At 38.0% G+C, this 16826-nt stretch carries 14 protein-coding genes and 3 tRNA genes; 4 read left to right on the top strand and 13 right to left on the bottom strand.

Annotation, left to right across the window (positions count from 1 at the left end):
• Nucleotides 1-38: 38 nt before the first annotated feature.
• Both tilS and ACIQXF_RS17115 read right to left on the bottom strand, forming a co-directional pair.
• Nucleotides 39-1445 (bottom strand): tRNA lysidine(34) synthetase TilS, encoded by a 1407-nt coding sequence (gene tilS / locus ACIQXF_RS17120; protein WP_402785015.1) that lies wholly within the window; start codon nucleotides 1443-1445, stop codon nucleotides 39-41.
• A 29-nt stretch (nucleotides 1446-1474) separates the two neighbouring features.
• Complete coding sequence (locus ACIQXF_RS17115) at nucleotides 1475-3868, bottom strand: SpoIIE family protein phosphatase (RefSeq protein WP_402785013.1); 2394 nt, start codon at nucleotides 3866-3868, stop codon at nucleotides 1475-1477.
• A 759-nt stretch (nucleotides 3869-4627) separates the two neighbouring features.
• On the opposite strand from ACIQXF_RS17115, the gene ACIQXF_RS17110 reads away from it, so the two are divergent.
• The 4 genes from ACIQXF_RS17110 (at nucleotide 4628) to ACIQXF_RS17095 (ending at nucleotide 5307) form a co-directional block, all read left to right on the top strand.
• A tRNA-Gly gene (locus ACIQXF_RS17110) sits at nucleotides 4628-4702 on the top strand.
• 10 nt (nucleotides 4703-4712) lie between these two features.
• Nucleotides 4713-4789 (top strand) — tRNA-Met (locus ACIQXF_RS17105).
• A 5-nt stretch (nucleotides 4790-4794) separates the two neighbouring features.
• Nucleotides 4795-4866, top strand: a tRNA-Glu gene (locus ACIQXF_RS17100).
• Between the two features lie 189 nt (nucleotides 4867-5055).
• A complete protein-coding gene (locus ACIQXF_RS17095; RefSeq protein WP_402785011.1) occupies nucleotides 5056-5307 on the top strand; it encodes a hypothetical protein in 252 nt (83 codons plus the stop codon).
• Nucleotides 5308-5560: 253 nt separating this feature from the next.
• On the opposite strand, the gene ACIQXF_RS17090 is transcribed toward ACIQXF_RS17095, so the two are convergent.
• The 11 genes from ACIQXF_RS17090 to pth all read right to left on the bottom strand — a co-directional run bounded on the left by ACIQXF_RS17090 (nucleotide 5561) and on the right by pth (nucleotide 16714).
• Entirely contained in the window at nucleotides 5561-5989 is a 429-nt protein-coding gene (locus ACIQXF_RS17090; protein WP_402785010.1) for a S1 domain-containing RNA-binding protein, read from the bottom strand.
• Nucleotides 5990-6123: 134 nt separating this feature from the next.
• Nucleotides 6124-6537 (bottom strand): FtsB family cell division protein, encoded by a 414-nt coding sequence (locus tag ACIQXF_RS17085; RefSeq protein WP_402785008.1) that lies wholly within the window; start codon nucleotides 6535-6537, stop codon nucleotides 6124-6126.
• A gap of 17 nt (nucleotides 6538-6554) precedes the next feature.
• Nucleotides 6555-7046: a spore cortex biosynthesis protein YabQ gene (gene yabQ / locus ACIQXF_RS17080; RefSeq protein WP_402785006.1), complete on the bottom strand. Its 492-nt coding sequence runs from the start codon at nucleotides 7044-7046 to the stop codon at nucleotides 6555-6557.
• Nucleotides 7043-7342 carry a sporulation protein YabP gene (gene yabP, locus ACIQXF_RS17075; protein ID WP_004229167.1) on the bottom strand — a complete coding sequence of 100 codons (300 nt, stop codon included), beginning with the start codon at nucleotides 7340-7342 and terminating at the stop codon, nucleotides 7043-7045. Before yabP ends, yabQ begins: the two co-directional genes overlap by 4 nt.
• 254 nt (nucleotides 7343-7596) lie before the next feature.
• A complete protein-coding gene (locus ACIQXF_RS17070; protein WP_402785004.1) occupies nucleotides 7597-7887 on the bottom strand; it encodes an RNA-binding S4 domain-containing protein in 291 nt (96 codons plus the stop codon).
• A gap of 4 nt (nucleotides 7888-7891) precedes the next feature.
• The gene (yabN, locus tag ACIQXF_RS17065; protein ID WP_402785002.1) at nucleotides 7892-9352 is read right to left on the bottom strand and encodes a bifunctional methyltransferase/pyrophosphohydrolase YabN; all 1461 of its coding nucleotides are present in this window, start codon (nucleotides 9350-9352) and stop codon (nucleotides 7892-7894) included.
• A gap of 9 nt (nucleotides 9353-9361) precedes the next feature.
• Entirely contained in the window at nucleotides 9362-10984 is a 1623-nt protein-coding gene (locus tag ACIQXF_RS17060; protein WP_402785000.1) for a putative polysaccharide biosynthesis protein, read from the bottom strand.
• Nucleotides 10985-11144: 160 nt separating this feature from the next.
• A complete protein-coding gene (gene spoVT, locus ACIQXF_RS17055; protein WP_402784998.1) occupies nucleotides 11145-11681 on the bottom strand; it encodes a stage V sporulation protein T in 537 nt (178 codons plus the stop codon).
• A 336-nt stretch (nucleotides 11682-12017) separates the two neighbouring features.
• Complete coding sequence (mfd, locus tag ACIQXF_RS17050; protein WP_402784996.1) at nucleotides 12018-15533, bottom strand: transcription-repair coupling factor; 3516 nt, start codon at nucleotides 15531-15533, stop codon at nucleotides 12018-12020.
• A gap of 139 nt (nucleotides 15534-15672) precedes the next feature.
• Nucleotides 15673-15900, bottom strand: coding sequence for an anti-sigma-F factor Fin (locus ACIQXF_RS17045; protein ID WP_008180264.1), 228 nt, complete (start codon nucleotides 15898-15900; stop codon nucleotides 15673-15675).
• A gap of 253 nt (nucleotides 15901-16153) precedes the next feature.
• Nucleotides 16154-16714 (bottom strand): aminoacyl-tRNA hydrolase, encoded by a 561-nt coding sequence (pth, locus tag ACIQXF_RS17040; protein ID WP_402784994.1) that lies wholly within the window; start codon nucleotides 16712-16714, stop codon nucleotides 16154-16156.
• Nucleotides 16715-16826: the final 112 nt, after the last annotated feature.

The raw sequence follows: 16826 nt of genomic DNA, 5'->3' as shown, positions 1-16826 counted from the left end.
AATCTTCAACCTTTAGGGTGAAATATTTTACAAAGACCTTAGTCTACGATGAGCACTGTATCATCGTTTGGTCGTGGAGTGGTTGAAAAAAACATTCCCATACGCACACCAATTACCGCTACGACCTCTTCAGATTGAGAAATCAGTAACGGCCAGCTATTTCGCTCATTTAAAGGAATCTTTTCATCTATAAAAAGGCGAGATAAGCGTTTTGGCTGATCCATTCCTTTTAACAGCATTCTGTCTCCTTCCTTACGTGTTCTCACACAGAGCGGAAGTTTCAGTTTGTTAGCGTTAAAATAAAAAAGTTGTGCAGTACCCGTCAGCAATTCAGACGATAACTCAGGTAACTTGACTACGCATAAACGTTCACCATTTGTCAGTGTTGTCCACCCATTAGCAGTAGAAATAATTTTTTTCTCAGGAGAAGTTTGACCTTCTAATAGGTCTTTCTTCTGTATCGTTAATTTTCCGTAACGGCGAACTGCTATAAAACCTTCTGGCAAGTGAACTTCAGCATACCCAGCTGTTGTATCACAAAGCTTTGAAATTGAAATCAATAAAGCATAACTTTGTATCGTATTTGAATCTTTGTAAAGATAGTTTAATAGTATTAAAATGAGCCTCCTTTGTAAAGCAAGTGGTATCAATTGAAAAGCCTCAATTTCCAAGCTATATGTATTTCCATCTATTATTTTCACTGTTCTAGAAAATACATCTTCCGCTAATGTCATTAAATAGGCATCGTCTTCTTGCAAGTTTTTTGTAAAATGGGTCACCTGCTCTGTCACTCGTGGATTTTCCGCCTCCAATAAAGGAACTACATGATGTCTCATACGATTGCGTACATAGGTGTCTTTAGAATTGCTGGCATCTTCCCGATAACCCAAACCTTGTTTCAATAAATATTCCCTTATTTCGGACTTTGTAACCGTTAAAAACGGACGAATTAATGTTTTCCCTTCAAAAAAACGTTGTGGGCGTATACCTTGCATACTGTTTATCGTTGCATTTTTTGTTAGGGCCATTAATACTGACTCCAGTTGGTCGTCCGCATGATGTGCAGTTACAAGCTTGCTAGCATTTGTTTTTTGCAAGACCTCTTTAAAATATTGATACCTTTCTCTACGACAAATAAGCTGTGTATTTCCATTTTCTAAAGCCATGATTTCCGGTATCGGAATCGCCTTTGCATGTAAGTATACTCCATGCTCGTCACAATATTTTTGGACAAAGGCTCTATCCTCAGCAGATGCTTCACCTCTTAGCATATGATCAACATGCACTGCTTCGACCTTAATTCCCCAATGCTCTTTCGTTTTAACTAAATAATGGAGTACAGCCATTGAATCTACTCCACCCGAAACGGCGACGAGAAGATGGTCGTCTTGCTGTAATAATTGCTCTTCTTCAATAAATAATTTGACCTTTAATTCAAATGACAAACGCTTCTCCTCCCCTTTTCGTTTACTATTTATGATGATTGGCTCATAGAATATTGAACAGGTCTAAACACTGCCCATGTAGGAACGACGTGGGTAACCTCTAACATTAACACGGTGCAATCGTCCTCGATTTCGTAGTAGGATTGGAAAGACTGCATGATTGTTGTTAGTTTTTCCTGTATGGATTTATTAGTCCCTGCAACCTGTTGCGCGTAGGCTAAAAACGCCTCTTCCTGCTCGTCCCAGTCAGCAACACTTGAAAATAGCCCATCGGAATGCATTAAAATTACATCACCCGCTTTAAGCTTCCTTTTTTCAGCCTCGACTGCCGAAATAGATAAAAATCCAACAGGTGCCGCATTACTTTCAACCTTCAGCACCTCTTTCCCGCGTAAAATATACGTAGACATTCCTCCAGCCTTCCACGACCATAAATCACCGTGTTGTAAATCGACAAGTGCAAAATCAAGCGTTGCATACATATCGTTTTGTTGTTTTAAAGACATGACATAATGCAGTGTATGCATTGCAGTCTCTGGATTCATATTGTAATTTAGGCATTCTCGCATTAAATGTATTAGTTTTCTACTTTCATGTTGTGCTTCTTTATTCTGCCCCATACCATCTGACAATAAAATTGCAAATAAACCCGGATGTAATTGGAATAGTGCATGAGAGTCACCGGAGTATAATGTCGCATCCTTAGACATGCTATATATATCATACTCTACTTCAAAGCTTATAGCTGACCTAAAGCTTACTTGAATGTGACGAAATGGTATATCACTTGCTACTACTTTTTCAATTTCAAATGGTTCTTCAAAAATATCATATAAAATAGGCAATATCATCCTCTCAGCTAATGTCGTATCCTCTTCCCAATTAACACGTGCTGGTGCTAAAGCACACACTATTTTCCGCGCCCCTGGTTTATTACTCAGTACATCTAGTTGAAAGCATTCAATATGTGCATCTTTTAGACGTTGACTAATGTCCTTTTCTACACTGACAAATGAGATAGTCTCCTCTTTCATCTCTGCGATTAACTGATTTAAATGATTACTCATATCCCGCAGTTGGAGAGCAATCATTTTCTTACCATGAAAATACTGTCCATTAATGCGTTCTCTGTATAACTCGGTTTCCAATTCTTCGAAAATTTTTGTTGATTTCACACACTTATAGCGTATTTGTTCTTCGACACGATGAATTGCAGATTCTTTTCCAACACCTTTCATATGAAACCAATCTGTCATGAGCTTGTCCATTCCATTATTTTGCGCCCCCCAACATCGATCATAGCGAAAACAACTTAAACAAGTATTCATAGGTGATACTTCCTTCGTAACCTCTACTGGTGCCGTCATAAAACGCTCAAATACAAGTTCCTTCATGAACTGTACAAAATGTTGAAAATGCTCCAGTTTATACGTAACATGCTCTGTCAACCAATTTTGACGGGCGAGCAAGATCTCCTCTCTCTGAGGAAACAGCTTGTCCCGAACCTTATCGGAGTGTTTTTTCGGAATTGTCAGAAACACAATACTCCCAAAAGCAATTGATGTAAAATAAACGCTATCTAATGGCAATGTTGCATCGTAAAATAGAAAAAATACACTTGGCAATATACTGCCGATTGCTACGCCAAATCTCCCAGCGCGAGCCCCCATACCGGCACATAATCCCGTTAAAGTTGCTACAGATAACATACCTGTAAAAGAAAGCTTTGCAACACCAATGAGAGTTCCAAGCACCGCTCCAATCACTGTTGCTAACGGCACACTTCCAACCAAAGCACCAAAACAAATGAATAGCTGTAATAAAAAAATAGGGAGGGAAAAATAACCAATTACAATTGCTTGCATCCCTGTAAGCATGGCAGCGAATACGACTAATCCAGAGCCAAGCTTTTCATATGTCCAATGGCTCGTAAACCATTCATAGGAATTGACAAACAATACTTGCATAAATAGTGTCATTATTAGCGCTAAAGCTGCTTCACAGCCTACATAAAATTGCACAAGGACTGGTGGTAAGCCCTGATACATGACCCCCTGCCACATTATTTGTACAAGCAGTACTGCCAATGAGACTGCAATACTTTGTGGTAGCCGCCAATAACGGAAGCGCATGATACATTCATACAAAACGATTTGCAACGCTAAAATGAGAACCTGTCCAAAGCCAAGGAAAAAACATCCTATCAAGCTTCCAAACAACACATACTGGGCATATTCTTTATACTTTGTTCGTATTATTGCCCAAAAAGGAACCGAGAAAGGTACGGCCGCTTCAAATACAACAGACTGAGCTAAAAAAAAGGATGTTAGAAAAAATAGAGAGCCTATAAGCAATTGCCTTTTCTTTGCTCCTAATTTTTGGTCGGTTACACTCGCTGTGTCATACCACTCAATACTTGTCATTTCACTATCCCCTTCCTGCACTTTTGGCTATTATAAGAAATTATGTGTGGAAAGATTGTCTGACGATGACAGAAAAAAATATAAACATTTCGACGAATACATATGCATAAATACGAGAAATGGCAGCAATTTCTACAAAACTATAAACGGCACAAGATTAGAAACATCTCTTTCTATGTAATCTGTCTTTAAATTACGTAAAATTCCCACAATTCTATTTTACTTTTGTTACATAAGATGCTTTACGAAAACTATGTCATGAGAGCTCTAGTGCCCTTTCACCCTTTCTTTTTCATGGACTGGTACTCCCTTTTTCGTCATAAATACTATAATCAGTAGTCAGGCTAATTACTTTTCTACTTAAGAACAAAAAGTTTGATAAATTTCCCATCAAGAACGCTCGTCACTAATTCAATTATGCTACAGCATAACTTCTTGGGGATCAGATCACAGCGTCACAGATGAGACCCTGCAACGAAGCAAAAAGGGGAACGGAGGCTAAAAACATTACGTCCTGTGATAACGCCTTCGTGACTAACATCGGGTTTGCCCCCACCCCCAGGAAAGCACCTAGTCAGAAAGGAAAACAACCACACGTTATGGTGATGAGCTATCAAAAGATAATACTCCCTCTTTTTATTAGCAAATCTTTAAACAATTTAAATTTCCTTACTACCACACATTTTTATTATTTTTTTCATAAAACTACTTGACACTAGTAACAATGGCTTGTATTATTTAACTTGTTGTTTAAAACAAGCGGAAGTAGTTCAGTGGTAGAACACCACCTTGCCAAGGTGGGGGTCGCGAGTTCGAACCTCGTCTTCCGCTCCATAAATTTAATGGCGGCCTAGCTCAGCTGGCTAGAGCGTACGGTTCATACCCGTAAGGTCGGGGGTTCGATCCCCTCGGCCGCCACCATAGTAGGCCCCTTGGTCAAGTGGTTAAGACACCGCCCTTTCACGGCGGTAACACGGGTTCGAATCCCGTAGGGGTCATCTCAAATAGGCGTCTCAGAATTGTTTCTGAGGCGCCTATTTTTTGATAGAAAAGGTCATGTACCAGCTTTTTAATCAACTTACATACTAGAACTGAAGTAATTACTCATATTTTTTTACTATGTTTACCTACAAAAAATATGGCATACTAATAATGAAAACAATGTTGTTAACTAGGAGGTTAATCCTGTGGGTTCATTAACAAAAACAGCTTTAATTTGTGGTAGTGGCTCTATGATTATTCTCATATCCATTCTTATTAATTTACCATTCGTTGTACAAATATTTCTACTCCTCACTGGGCTGGTCGTTAGTGTTTATGGTGTGTTTTTACTTGTCAAAATGGTTATTAATCCAGCTGAAAAATCTTCAGAAACAGCTACTGATCAAGCTACTGTATCAGCTCCTAAAAAGAAAAAAAGACCTGCATCCACATTGTAAGAGGATCAGTATTCTTCAATTTATCGTGTATGGATGCCCTTCAGGAGTTGCAATAGAGGATATTGAATCCTCCTGTAGTTGCCCTGTCGTTTTACCCCAAACTAACTACTCTGCTAGATGAAACGTTTGGTATCTTTTTTTGAATCATCGAGAGTTGTATTATTTAACTAATTTAAAAAGGGATTAGCTTTATTTAAAAGCTAATCCCAACTCTATTTCATACACTTTTTCTACAATTAAAACAGTCAGCAAACTACCCTCTTCTAGCACCGCGACCACCGCGTTTTGATTCTGTAGCACGTTTAAGCGTTGTTAGACGTTCATCACTATCTTTTAAGAAACGTGCCATTTTTTGCTCAAAATTCTCTTTTGGCTGATGGCGCTCGTTTCGATCATTAGAACGATTGTCACGACGTGGACGCGCTGGACGCTCTGGTCTCTCAGCTTGAGGCTTTGCTTTACGGATTGAAAGACCAATCTTTCCGTCCGCTTCAACATTCATCACTTTTACTTCAACTTCATCTCCAACTTTTAGATGCTCATTGATATCTTTTACATAATTGTCAGCAACTTCACTGATGTGTACTAAGCCTGTTTTACCATCTGGTAGCTCAACGAATGCTCCAAAATTTGTGATCCCTGTTACTTTACCTTGTACCTTGCTGCCTACTTCAATTGACATAAAAAAAATGCTCCTCCTTAAAAATTAAGCAACTCATTTGAGTCATGTAATCAATTTAATCAAACTTTTTACTGCAATAAGTTTCTCTTTTAATTATATATAACAAAAAAAGAGTGTCAACAATACATAGCTTTTCAGTCGTCTTTTTTATCTTTTTTATCTTTCTTATCCGGTATAATGAAAATAATTTCACCTTCTTCAGATAAGAAGTATTCTTTGCGTAATAGCTTTGCGATGTATTCATCATCTTCTAATTGTTTAATTTTAAGTTTTAATGAATCGTGCTCTTCTTTTAATACAGATAGATGCTGATTTGCTTCGTCCATTTTCTTCTCTTTTGCAGCTAGTGTTTCATTTTGATGCAAAAGAATATTCAACAGAAAAGCGATAATAACGACTGGCATAATCGCAAAAAAGACAATACGGCGCATTTTCCGTTTCCGCGATTGTATTTTATGATTTATAGCTTTATCCGTGTTACGGACATAGTCATTATCAAGTTTAGTAAAGTTTTGTTGGCCATCATTTGATGAATGACGTCTACTCATGCCCGCACCTCCGAAAATTATTGTTGTCTTTTATTATACTTGATATATCGAAGTTTTTTTAGAAAAGTGTAGGACAAATACGAATAAATTTTGACAAAAGGTCTTAAAATAAATGCCCCGATATTTATTAATATTTGCAAAATTTGTCGAATTATAGCAACTATTAATCCTACGATGAACCAGAAGGGTCTCCATGTTATATTTACCACAATCTTTGCGACGAAACGTAAAAAAGTTTGAAAAAATGTTTGATACAAAAAAATCCCGGCAATTTGCGCTAGCGGGTCATAAGCCCGCCAAGCGCCATCTTTCAGCCAAAATAATAAACAGTATGTTAGTCCTCCAAGTAGAATCCAAGTGAATAATTCAAATACCATCATCCACCTTCGAAGGCTTGATCTTTTTGGGGTTGAATAAACAATAAGCCTTACACTATCAATAATGAAACCAACTGCTATACCGCTCAAAACCATGACTAATAGCTGAACAAATTGTTCACTAACAATCATCCAAATAACTTATGAAGGAAACCTTTCGAGAAGCCACTTTCCTCTTCGTCATACTGCAAGGTTTTTACAGTTCCTTCAAGTGTCAATAACCCTTTGTCAACATCTAAATGAACGATATGCAGTTCCTCTCCGCGGATTAACAAATGCCCTTGGGACGTCTTAATGAAAAACTCTTCCTGATCAAAGCGTTCAATTGATTTTACAGAAGTCATGTCCATTCTTTTACGATTACGAATCGTTAAAATATGCTCTCCAGATGGAATTGTGTAACGATTACTTTCTTGATGTAGCGTCATTTTTTTCCTCCTTTAGTCGTCCTATCTTCTGTTCACTTTATGCGGACAACCTTAAAAGCATGACAACTTTATAAAAAGTTGCCGTACTTTTATCTTTCATCAGCACTTGTCACGGAAGTTAAGTGATAACTTCAGAAGACTCCGAGACTATTGTTAGAGAGACTTAAAGACGTACATGCAATTCCAAAAATCAATTATGCCTCGGCATAATTGCGTCCGGAATCGGCTTTGTGGTTGCACTGAAAGAAGTTAAATTAGTCCTCGTCATCGATAAATTCAGGCTCAATTTTATCCAAACGTTCTTCTTTCAAAATTGTAAACATTTTTGCTGCATCTTCTTTTTTCACAGTATCACGTAATTCTTCAACACGTGCTGTTACGATTTTTTGCCCAAAACGAATGGCAAGCTCGTCACTAGCTTTAACAGAACTACTAGCTTTTGCTACCTTACCGTTTATTGTAATACGACCTTGGTCTGCCACTTCTTTTGCTAATGTACGACGCTTAATTAAACGTGATACCTTTAAAAACTTATCTAATCGCATATTTTTACTCCTTTTCTAACAGCTTCGCTTCATTCCAGAAAGCATCTAATTGTTCTAACGTATAAGTAGAAAAAAGCTTTCCACTTTCTTTTACCTTTGCTTCCACATAACCAAAGCGTCTCGCAAATTTCTCATTTGCATGTAACATCGCCTCTTCTGGAGATAGTTTATAGAAACGTGCTAAATTAACAAGTGTGAACAATACATCTCCAAATTCATCAAGACGTGACGCATTTGAACCTTTCGTCACCTCGTTACGAAATTCCTGCCATTCTTCTGCAAACTTATCCCATGCACCATCCACATCTGGCCAGTCAAACCCTACTTCGGCAGCTCTTTTTTGATAATTATAAGCTGTTTGTAGTGCAGAGGATGCCCGATATTCTTCTTCCAATAATGGCTCATCACTCTTACCTTTTTCCAGTACTTTTATAGCTTCCCAATTGGCTACAACACCCTCTGCATCTTCCACCGATACATCTCCAAATACATGTGGATGGCGTCGAATCATTTTTTCACTAATAGAGGCTACAACATCTTCCAGTGAAAAGTAGCCTTGATCTTCTCCGATTTGTGCATGTAAGAATACTTGTAATAATACATCCCCAAGCTCCTCTATCATAGCAAAGTCATCCTCTGCATCCACAGCCGCTAAATACTCATGTGCTTCTTCGAGTAAATATTTTTTCAATGACTCATGTGTTTGCTTTTGATCCCACGGACATCCATTTGGACCTCGTAAAGTAGCAATAATTTGACGGAACGTTGTCCAGTCACGTAATGCCTCTTCTTGCGATTTCACAGGTGGCACATAAACCGTTGTTAAATTGTTCACCTCAACACTTTGATCGAGCTCATAAAGTGGTACTGTCACTATTTTTTCCTGTGATGAACCTGCTGCTGTAACAACTGTAATAGGGTATTCATCATCGTATTTCTCCATCAACGTTAGCTTTACTTCAGATGCGCTGAAAGTATCATATACTTGGGCTATTAAAATATGTTGACGCATATTGATGTCATGCATAGAAAAGCTAGTGCCATCAAGTAATTGAAAGCCCTCAATTGGATCGATTTTCAACGCGCCAAAGATTGGATCTAAGAAGCTTTGCCCACCTTCAATGACTAAATTTACTTTTCTCTCATCCGTCGCAGCAATAAGTAATTGTACAGTCTGCTCCGCTACAAGCGGGTGTCCTGGTACAGCGTACATTACATCATCAATTTTCGCAGCTGCCATAAGCCTTTCTGCAATTTCCTCATACACTGGCTGGAATGAATTATGTTTCTCATAAACTGCATCAAAGCTTTCAAACTGTAAGCCTTCTGCTGATAATTCTTCTAATACAGGATGATCCACTGTACGAACATATAATTTTTTAGCTGCCTTTAATTTTTTATAAACGCCCATTTGCAGCTGATCAAAATCACCCGCTCCTAAACCTATAACTGTTAAAGTATTCAATCAATCCACCTACTTCTTCCGATTTAACCATAATTGATAAACAGCCATTCTACGACCAAACGGCAGTAAATACCACTCTTTTTCTGCTAGCACTCGTAGCTTAGCAATTACTGTAATCATTACAAACGCACCTAAACACACAGCTGTAAAACCTGCTATTACTGCTACTAACCGTGTTGATAAAAATTGGTTTAACAACTCTGGTGCAAACTGTAGCCAAATTATTACTACAGCGGTCATGCTTAATGAGGCTATTCCAACTTTTTTGTAAAAACTTGCTGGTGCTAATTGTATAGTAGTCATTTTCTTTAAATAAAATACAAGCATTAGTGCAGTGAACAAAAGCCCCACATTGTTTGCTATTGCCGCACTTAATACACCAAACAAACTAATCGTCATCACATTTAATATTATTTTTAAAATAAAGCCTACAATTAAAAATAAAGCCGGCTTTTTTAACTTTCCATAGCCTTGCAGAATAGCTGTAAATGTCAAAATAATAGACAAAGGAACAATTTGTAGTACATATACCATAAGTACTTCAGACAATACATCTGTTTTAAAGAGCATCGCATTAATATAAGGCATAACGAGTATTAAACCTAGCGATGCGGCCCAACCAAATAATACAGACGCTCTATATGTTAGTTGTATAAACGGAATTGCACTACGGCCTTCCTGTTTCTTGGACATATGTGCGACAAGAGGCACAATAGCAAGTGAAAGTGAAGAAGCAATGACAACACCAAGCTGTACCAAGGGTTGCCCACGATCATAAATGCCTTTTGTTTCCTTAGCTATTGTCTGATCCATTCCATTTTCTATTAATAGGGAATAAATAGTAAAGGAATCAACTAGTTGGTAGCCAAGTAACAATAGACCACTCATACTTACACTTAAGCTTAGCAATGTTACCTCTTTAATAATAGGAAGGCCTGCGATACGCTGCTGTTGTTGCTTGTCTTTAGATAGACCAAATCGTTTTTTAAAGATAAACGCTAACAATATAAATCCTACAATTTCGCCAACTACCGTACCAATAATAGCCATTTGCCCAGTACCATATAATGATTTTGTCGTTGCCATAATCATAAATGTTCCTGCTAAAATGACAGATACTCTCACAGCTTGCTCAATGACTTGTGCATAGGCAATAGGTTCCATAATACCTCTCGATTGAAAGCTTCCCTTTAGCACAGAAAAGGCCGGCATTATGAGTACTATGAATGAACCAGTACGTATTAAAGGTGCGAGTAGAGTATCGCCCATGAAACGTGCAAGCATGTCAGCACCACCAAATAAAATAGCAAAAAACAGCAACGATAGTATTGTTAGATATCGAAAAACAATACGCATAATATCGTTTCGTTTCTGATTCCGCTCCAGTGGATCTAAAATGCTATCATTATCCGCGAGCATTTTAGAAATAGCTACTGCAAAGCCACTAGATGTCCATACAACGAAAATTGAAATAATTGGATACACTTGTTGGTAAATATAAAAACCTTCATCGCCTACAAGATTTTGAAAAGGCACACGATAAATTGCACTAAGAACTTTCACAATAAGAGCAGCAATTGTAAGTAAAGCGGCGCCCTTCATGTAGTTTTTCATGCCAAATCGTTCCGACATAAATTGCCCTCTTTCCTTCTTTAACAATGCCAATAGTATAGCACATCTCAAAAGTTTGACGCGCCCGATAGCACCACCTTTAACATTGACATAAAGCTATGTACGAAAAAAAGTTATTGTTCAGCCTAAAAAAGGTCCGCGCAATAACTTTAAATTTTCATCAACCATTCATTTGTTTAGCTAAGAAGTTAGCAGCTGTCTCTACAACTTTTACTTCAACCTCACCGACAAAATGTACCTTCGATAAAACGATAATACAGCCAATTGGATCGCCATTTACCATAATAGGTGTTGCGCAATATGACTTTACTTGCTCATATTGTCCTGGAACAATCTCGATAGTTGTTTCCATCTTCTCTATCTTTGTTGAACGCTCGTCCATAAAACCTTCTGCAAAGGATGTAATACGACGATTAATGTACTCTTTCTTACCGATTCCTGCTACAGCTATTACTTCATCTCGGTCTGTTACAAACGCAGGGGTACCAAGTGTTTCATACAATGTTTCTACATATTCCCTTGCAAATTCCCCTAAATCATTAATTGGAGAATATTTCTTTAAAATGACCTCACCTTCACGGTCTGTATAAATTTCAAGCGGATCACCCTCACGAATACGTAGCGTCCTACGAATTTCTTTTGGAATAACCACACGCCCTAAATCATCAATACGACGAACAATCCCTGTTGCTTTCATTCTTAATGCCTCGCTTTCGCTACAATGAAATTTTTATTCAACTATAGTATGGTTTTTAATGATGCAATCTATGCAAAATCTGAAGAAAAAGGATTTCACAGCCAACAATATTTTTCATAAAACCTAAGCAAGTGTGCTTTAAATGCTTTTAGCATGTAGAATTTATATTTCCATCAACTTATCTTAGATTAACCAAGGAACAAATTTCTATAAATGATTATTGAAAAAATTTATTACGCGATAATAGACGACATTTCACGCTAACAATTTTTAGCCTCTTTTGGGGATACTAAAAAAGCTGATCATTATCCTTAAGAGATAAGATCAGCTTTTCTTCTATTGTTGTTGTTTTTTTGCATCTGCAATAATTTGCATCATTTCTTCTAAAATATCAAATGGCTGATATTTTCCACACTTTCGTTCATCAATGGTTAATTTCAATTGCATGCCATCCATACCAAAACCGACGGCACGTTCAAATTTCATGGATTGTTCCACTATCTTACTTCCATCGACATTGGCTGTACCTTCTTCAGACAACAAAATAGTGATAACTTTTTGCTTATCTTTCACAGACATTACACCTACACTTAGGCCCCATACCTTCATACGGGCAATCCTCAGTAAACGCTCTGTTTCAATCGGAAGATCACCAAAGCGATCCTCTAATTCCTCCATGATTTCGCCGTATTCCTCCACTTGATCCATGGCCTTAATACGTTTATACATCTGGATTTTTTGATAGCCATCAGGAATGTATGCATCTGGAATATATGCATCGATACCCAATAAAATTTCAATATCAGACTTTTCTTCCTTTTTCACTCCTGTTTGGCGCTCTTCAATTGCTTCCTGTAGCATTTGCGAATATAAGTCGAACCCGACGGAATCAATAAAGCCGTGCTGCTGTGCTCCAAGCAAGTTACCAGCACCACGAATGGATAAATCACGCATAGCAATTTTAAAGCCTGATCCAAGCTCAGTAAATTCTTTAATTGCTTGTAATCGTTGCTCTGCCACGTCTGTAAGAACTTTATCGCGTTGATACATAAAGTACGCATACGCCACCCTATTCGAACGTCCAACACGTCCACGCAATTGGTAAAGCTGTGCTAAGCCCATTCGGTCAGCATCGTGAACAATCAGTGTATTCACGTTTGGTATATCAACGCCTGTTTCGATAATAGTTGTCGTTACAAGCACATCGTAGTCACCTTCTAAAAAGGCTAGTATCACAGATTCTAATTCAGATTCTGTCATTTTGCCATGTGCATGTCCTATGCGTGCTTCTGGAACAAGCATTTGAATTTCATCGACCTTTCTCGCCATATCCTCTACACGATTGTATAGATAGAATACTTGCCCTCCACGTGCCATTTCTCTTTCAATTGCCTCTCGCACTAATGCACCACTATGCTCCATTACATACGTTTGTACAGGGAAGCGGTTTGCAGGTGGCGTTTCAATAACCGATAAATCACGAACGCCTACCATCGACATGTGCAGCGTTCTTGGGATTGGAGTAGCCGTTAACGTTAATACATCGACATTGGTTTTTAGTTGTTTAATTTTTTCCTTGTGTGTAACACCAAAGCGTTGCTCTTCATCAACAATAAGCAGTCCAAGATCCTGGAATATTAAATCTTTCGATAAAATTCGGTGTGTGCCGATCACAATATCAACTTGCCCTTCCTTTAAACCTTTTAATGTTGCTGTTTGCTCTTTTTTCGTACGGAAACGAGATAAGAGACCTACATTAATAGCGAAATCTTGGAATCGTTCACGGATCGTTTCGTAATGCTGCTGGGCTAAAATCGTTGTTGGTACAAGAAATGCTACCTGCTTACCATCTTGAATTGCTTTAAATGCCGCGCGAATGGCCACCTCCGTTTTACCATAGCCAACGTCACCACATACAAGGCGATCCATAGGACGTTCACGCTCCATATCACGTTTTACTTCAATGATTGAACGTAGCTGATCCTCTGTTTCTTCATAAGGGAATGAAGCCTCAAAAATGCGCTGATCATCATTGTCAAGTGTAAACGCATGCCCCCTCTCCGCTTCACGTTTTGCATATAACTTAATTAAATCATCTGCAATATCTTGCACAGCAGAGGAAACCTTTGCTTTAGCCTTTTTCCACTCTGCTCCACCTAGTTTATGTAGCTTCGGTTCACGGTCCTCAGATGCCACATATTTTTGAATTAAATCTATTTGCTCTACAGGTACATATAATTTATCGTCTGCACGGTAGCGAATGTGTAAGTAATCTTTATGTGTACCATTGACCTCTAATGTCTCTACACCAATATATTTCCCAATACCATGATGTACATGTACAACATAGTCACCAGGTTTAATTTCTGTATAACTTTTAATTCGTTCGGCATTCGTCATTTTTTGAGGACGTGCTTTTTTCTTCGCTTGCTGCTTAAAAAGTTCATCCTCTGTCACAATTGCCAGACGTTGGAGAGGTAATTCAAAGCCACTAGACAATGTACCATCTACAATATACATCCCCGGCTCTGTTGGCTCACCAATTGTCGTATGAATATCATATTCCTCAAGCATTTGCTGAACGCGTTTCACACGTTCTTTGTCTCTCGCAACAATTAATACCGTAAATTTACCAAGAAGCCAGCGTTCTACCTCACTCTGTAACAGTGACATTTGTCCATGAAATTGCTGCATTGGCTTACAAGAAAAGTTCGCTGTCTTATTAAAGGTTACACCTGAAAATGTCCGAGAAAATAATGAAAAATATAGTTTTTGCTGCGACAGCATTGCTAAAATTTCTTTTAAATAAAAGGCTGGCTTTACATCATGCACCATTTTTCCTTCTTCGATTAATGATAAAAACCATTCGTCCTCTTCTCGTTCCCAGGCATCCATAACCTCCTGAATACGTCCAAGCTCATCAAATAACACAATTCCATCATGTGCAAAATAATCACCTAAATAAGCTGTTTTCTCATACAATAACGAACCATATTTGTTTACATAGTCTGGTAGATTGCCCTGTTGCAACATTTCAATATCATATTGAATATGCTGATACAGTAGTTCCTTTGTCTCCTGTTTTTTGACCTTCTTTAAGCTTGTCGCTAATGCAGCTTCTAAACGACTTGCCAATGCCATTCTTTCTTTCTTCGTTAAAATAACTTCTGACGCCGGTAGAATCCGAACTTTTTGCAATTTATCAATGGACCTTTGATCATCTGCGGAAAATGTTCGAATCGAATCAACTTCAGTATCAAATAACTCAATACGAATAGGCGACTCTAAATATGGTGGATAAATATCTAATATGCCACCACGCAGAGCAAATTCACCTGGTGTTGTCACCATTGAATTACGTATATAGCCTATCTCTACTAATGTTTGTAGCCACTCCTCAGTGCGAATATCCTCGCCTACTGCTGTTTGTAAAAAATATTGTAGCCAATGCTCCTTAGGCTGCATCATTTTACGTAAGCCCGCAACTGGTATCACATAAACAGCTTTTTCGCCTCTAGCTAGGCTATCAAGTGTTGCGATACGTTCAGCACGTAACTCTGGAGAAGCAACGGATAAATCTGCCGCAATAAATTCATCAGCAGGGTAATAGTAAACATGTTCTTCACCTAAAAGTCCTGCAAGCTCGTCGGCCATTTTTTGTGCTTGCAATAGATTAGGGGATACAATATAGATTGGTTTTTTTACATATTCAAATAACGCATCGACCATTACCGGGCGTGCGGTTCCTGTTAATCCTGTAATAAGCTGTGATGCAGTATGACCGCTCTGAATCTCCTGTAAAAATGATGTAATATGTTTATCTTGCGACACAAGCTGTCGTAAAACTTCCACAGTCAAAAGCTCCTTTCAGCGCGTAATTCTATTCGCCGTATATACTATGAATCTAGTACTATAATACGCATCTTTTTGTACATTTTTTCAACGGAAAAAGCTTTGAACGCACGCAGTGTGCGCCAAAGCATTCCTCCAACTATTGAATCCATTTATTGAGTGCGTGATAATCTGGATATTGTCTCAGTGAATCCTCACATTGCTCACAAATGCAGTGAACCGTCGTATGTCCATGTTGATCTTTCTCAACATAATCATCCGCTTCTCCCAATTCAAAAATATGCAGTTTTCGAATTGTATCATCTGCATCAAATGGTAGTGTTCCTATTTCTACTTCACAATGCCGACATCGATAGCGAACTGACATCTCCAAATCATCCTCCTTTAAGCAACTTACTACTTAAAGTATAGACATTTCTAAAAAAGATTATGCACTATCAAGTTATTGTCTCAGCTCAAATGTCTTATCCGCTATGACTTCCGAATAGAGAATAATTTTTGCATTGTGTAGAAAACTGTACTTTACAGTTTAGTTGGCTATAGTTGCAAGGCACATACAAAGTCATCCTAAAAACTGTAAAATCCACGATAAGCGTTAACTTTGATTCGTATATTATTTGCTACCCGTTAAAGTGATTCATCACATCAAGAAATGGCTTTGAAAGAGATACTTCTACAGCACTTATACACTTATCAATAGTGTTCCCGATAATAGCTTGATCTTCTTTCGAAAATTTCGATAACACATAATCTGCTACCTTCATGCCAGCAGGCGGGCGATTAACCCCAACACGAATGCGATTAAATTCTTGTGTACCTAAATGCTGAATCAATGATTTAATTCCGTTATGTCCGCCTGCACTACCTTTCTGACGCAGACGCAATTTTCCAGTTTCTAAATCTAAATCGTCGTAGATTACGATTAGATCTTCTACTTCAATATCAAAATAATTCATAAGAGGTCCAACACATTCCCCTGATAAATTCATATATGTTAAAGGTTTAACAAGTAGAACCTTTCCCTCAGGACGATGTACAGTTGCGTACATACCATTAAATTTTGAATTCGTTAAAGGTGTACCCCATTTTTCTGCTAATGCATCAATCACATCAAAGCCAATATTATGTCTTGTATGCTCATAAGGTTTACCCGGATTCCCTAACCCAACAATAATTTTCATAAGAACCTCTCTTCTTTCAATCTAATAGTCATTATTTTACCATATCGTGTACTAGAAAGCAGTTTGTACAATTTTTGAAAGTAAAAGTTCAATATCGGCTAGATATTATTAA

It is taken from the genome of Lysinibacillus sp. NPDC097231 (assembly GCF_044761885.1).
In the GTDB taxonomy this organism is placed as follows: Bacteria; Bacillota; Bacilli; order Bacillales_A; family Planococcaceae; genus Lysinibacillus.
The sequence above is the reverse complement of the archived record's forward strand: the minus strand, read 5'-3'. Positions and strand labels throughout refer to the sequence as shown.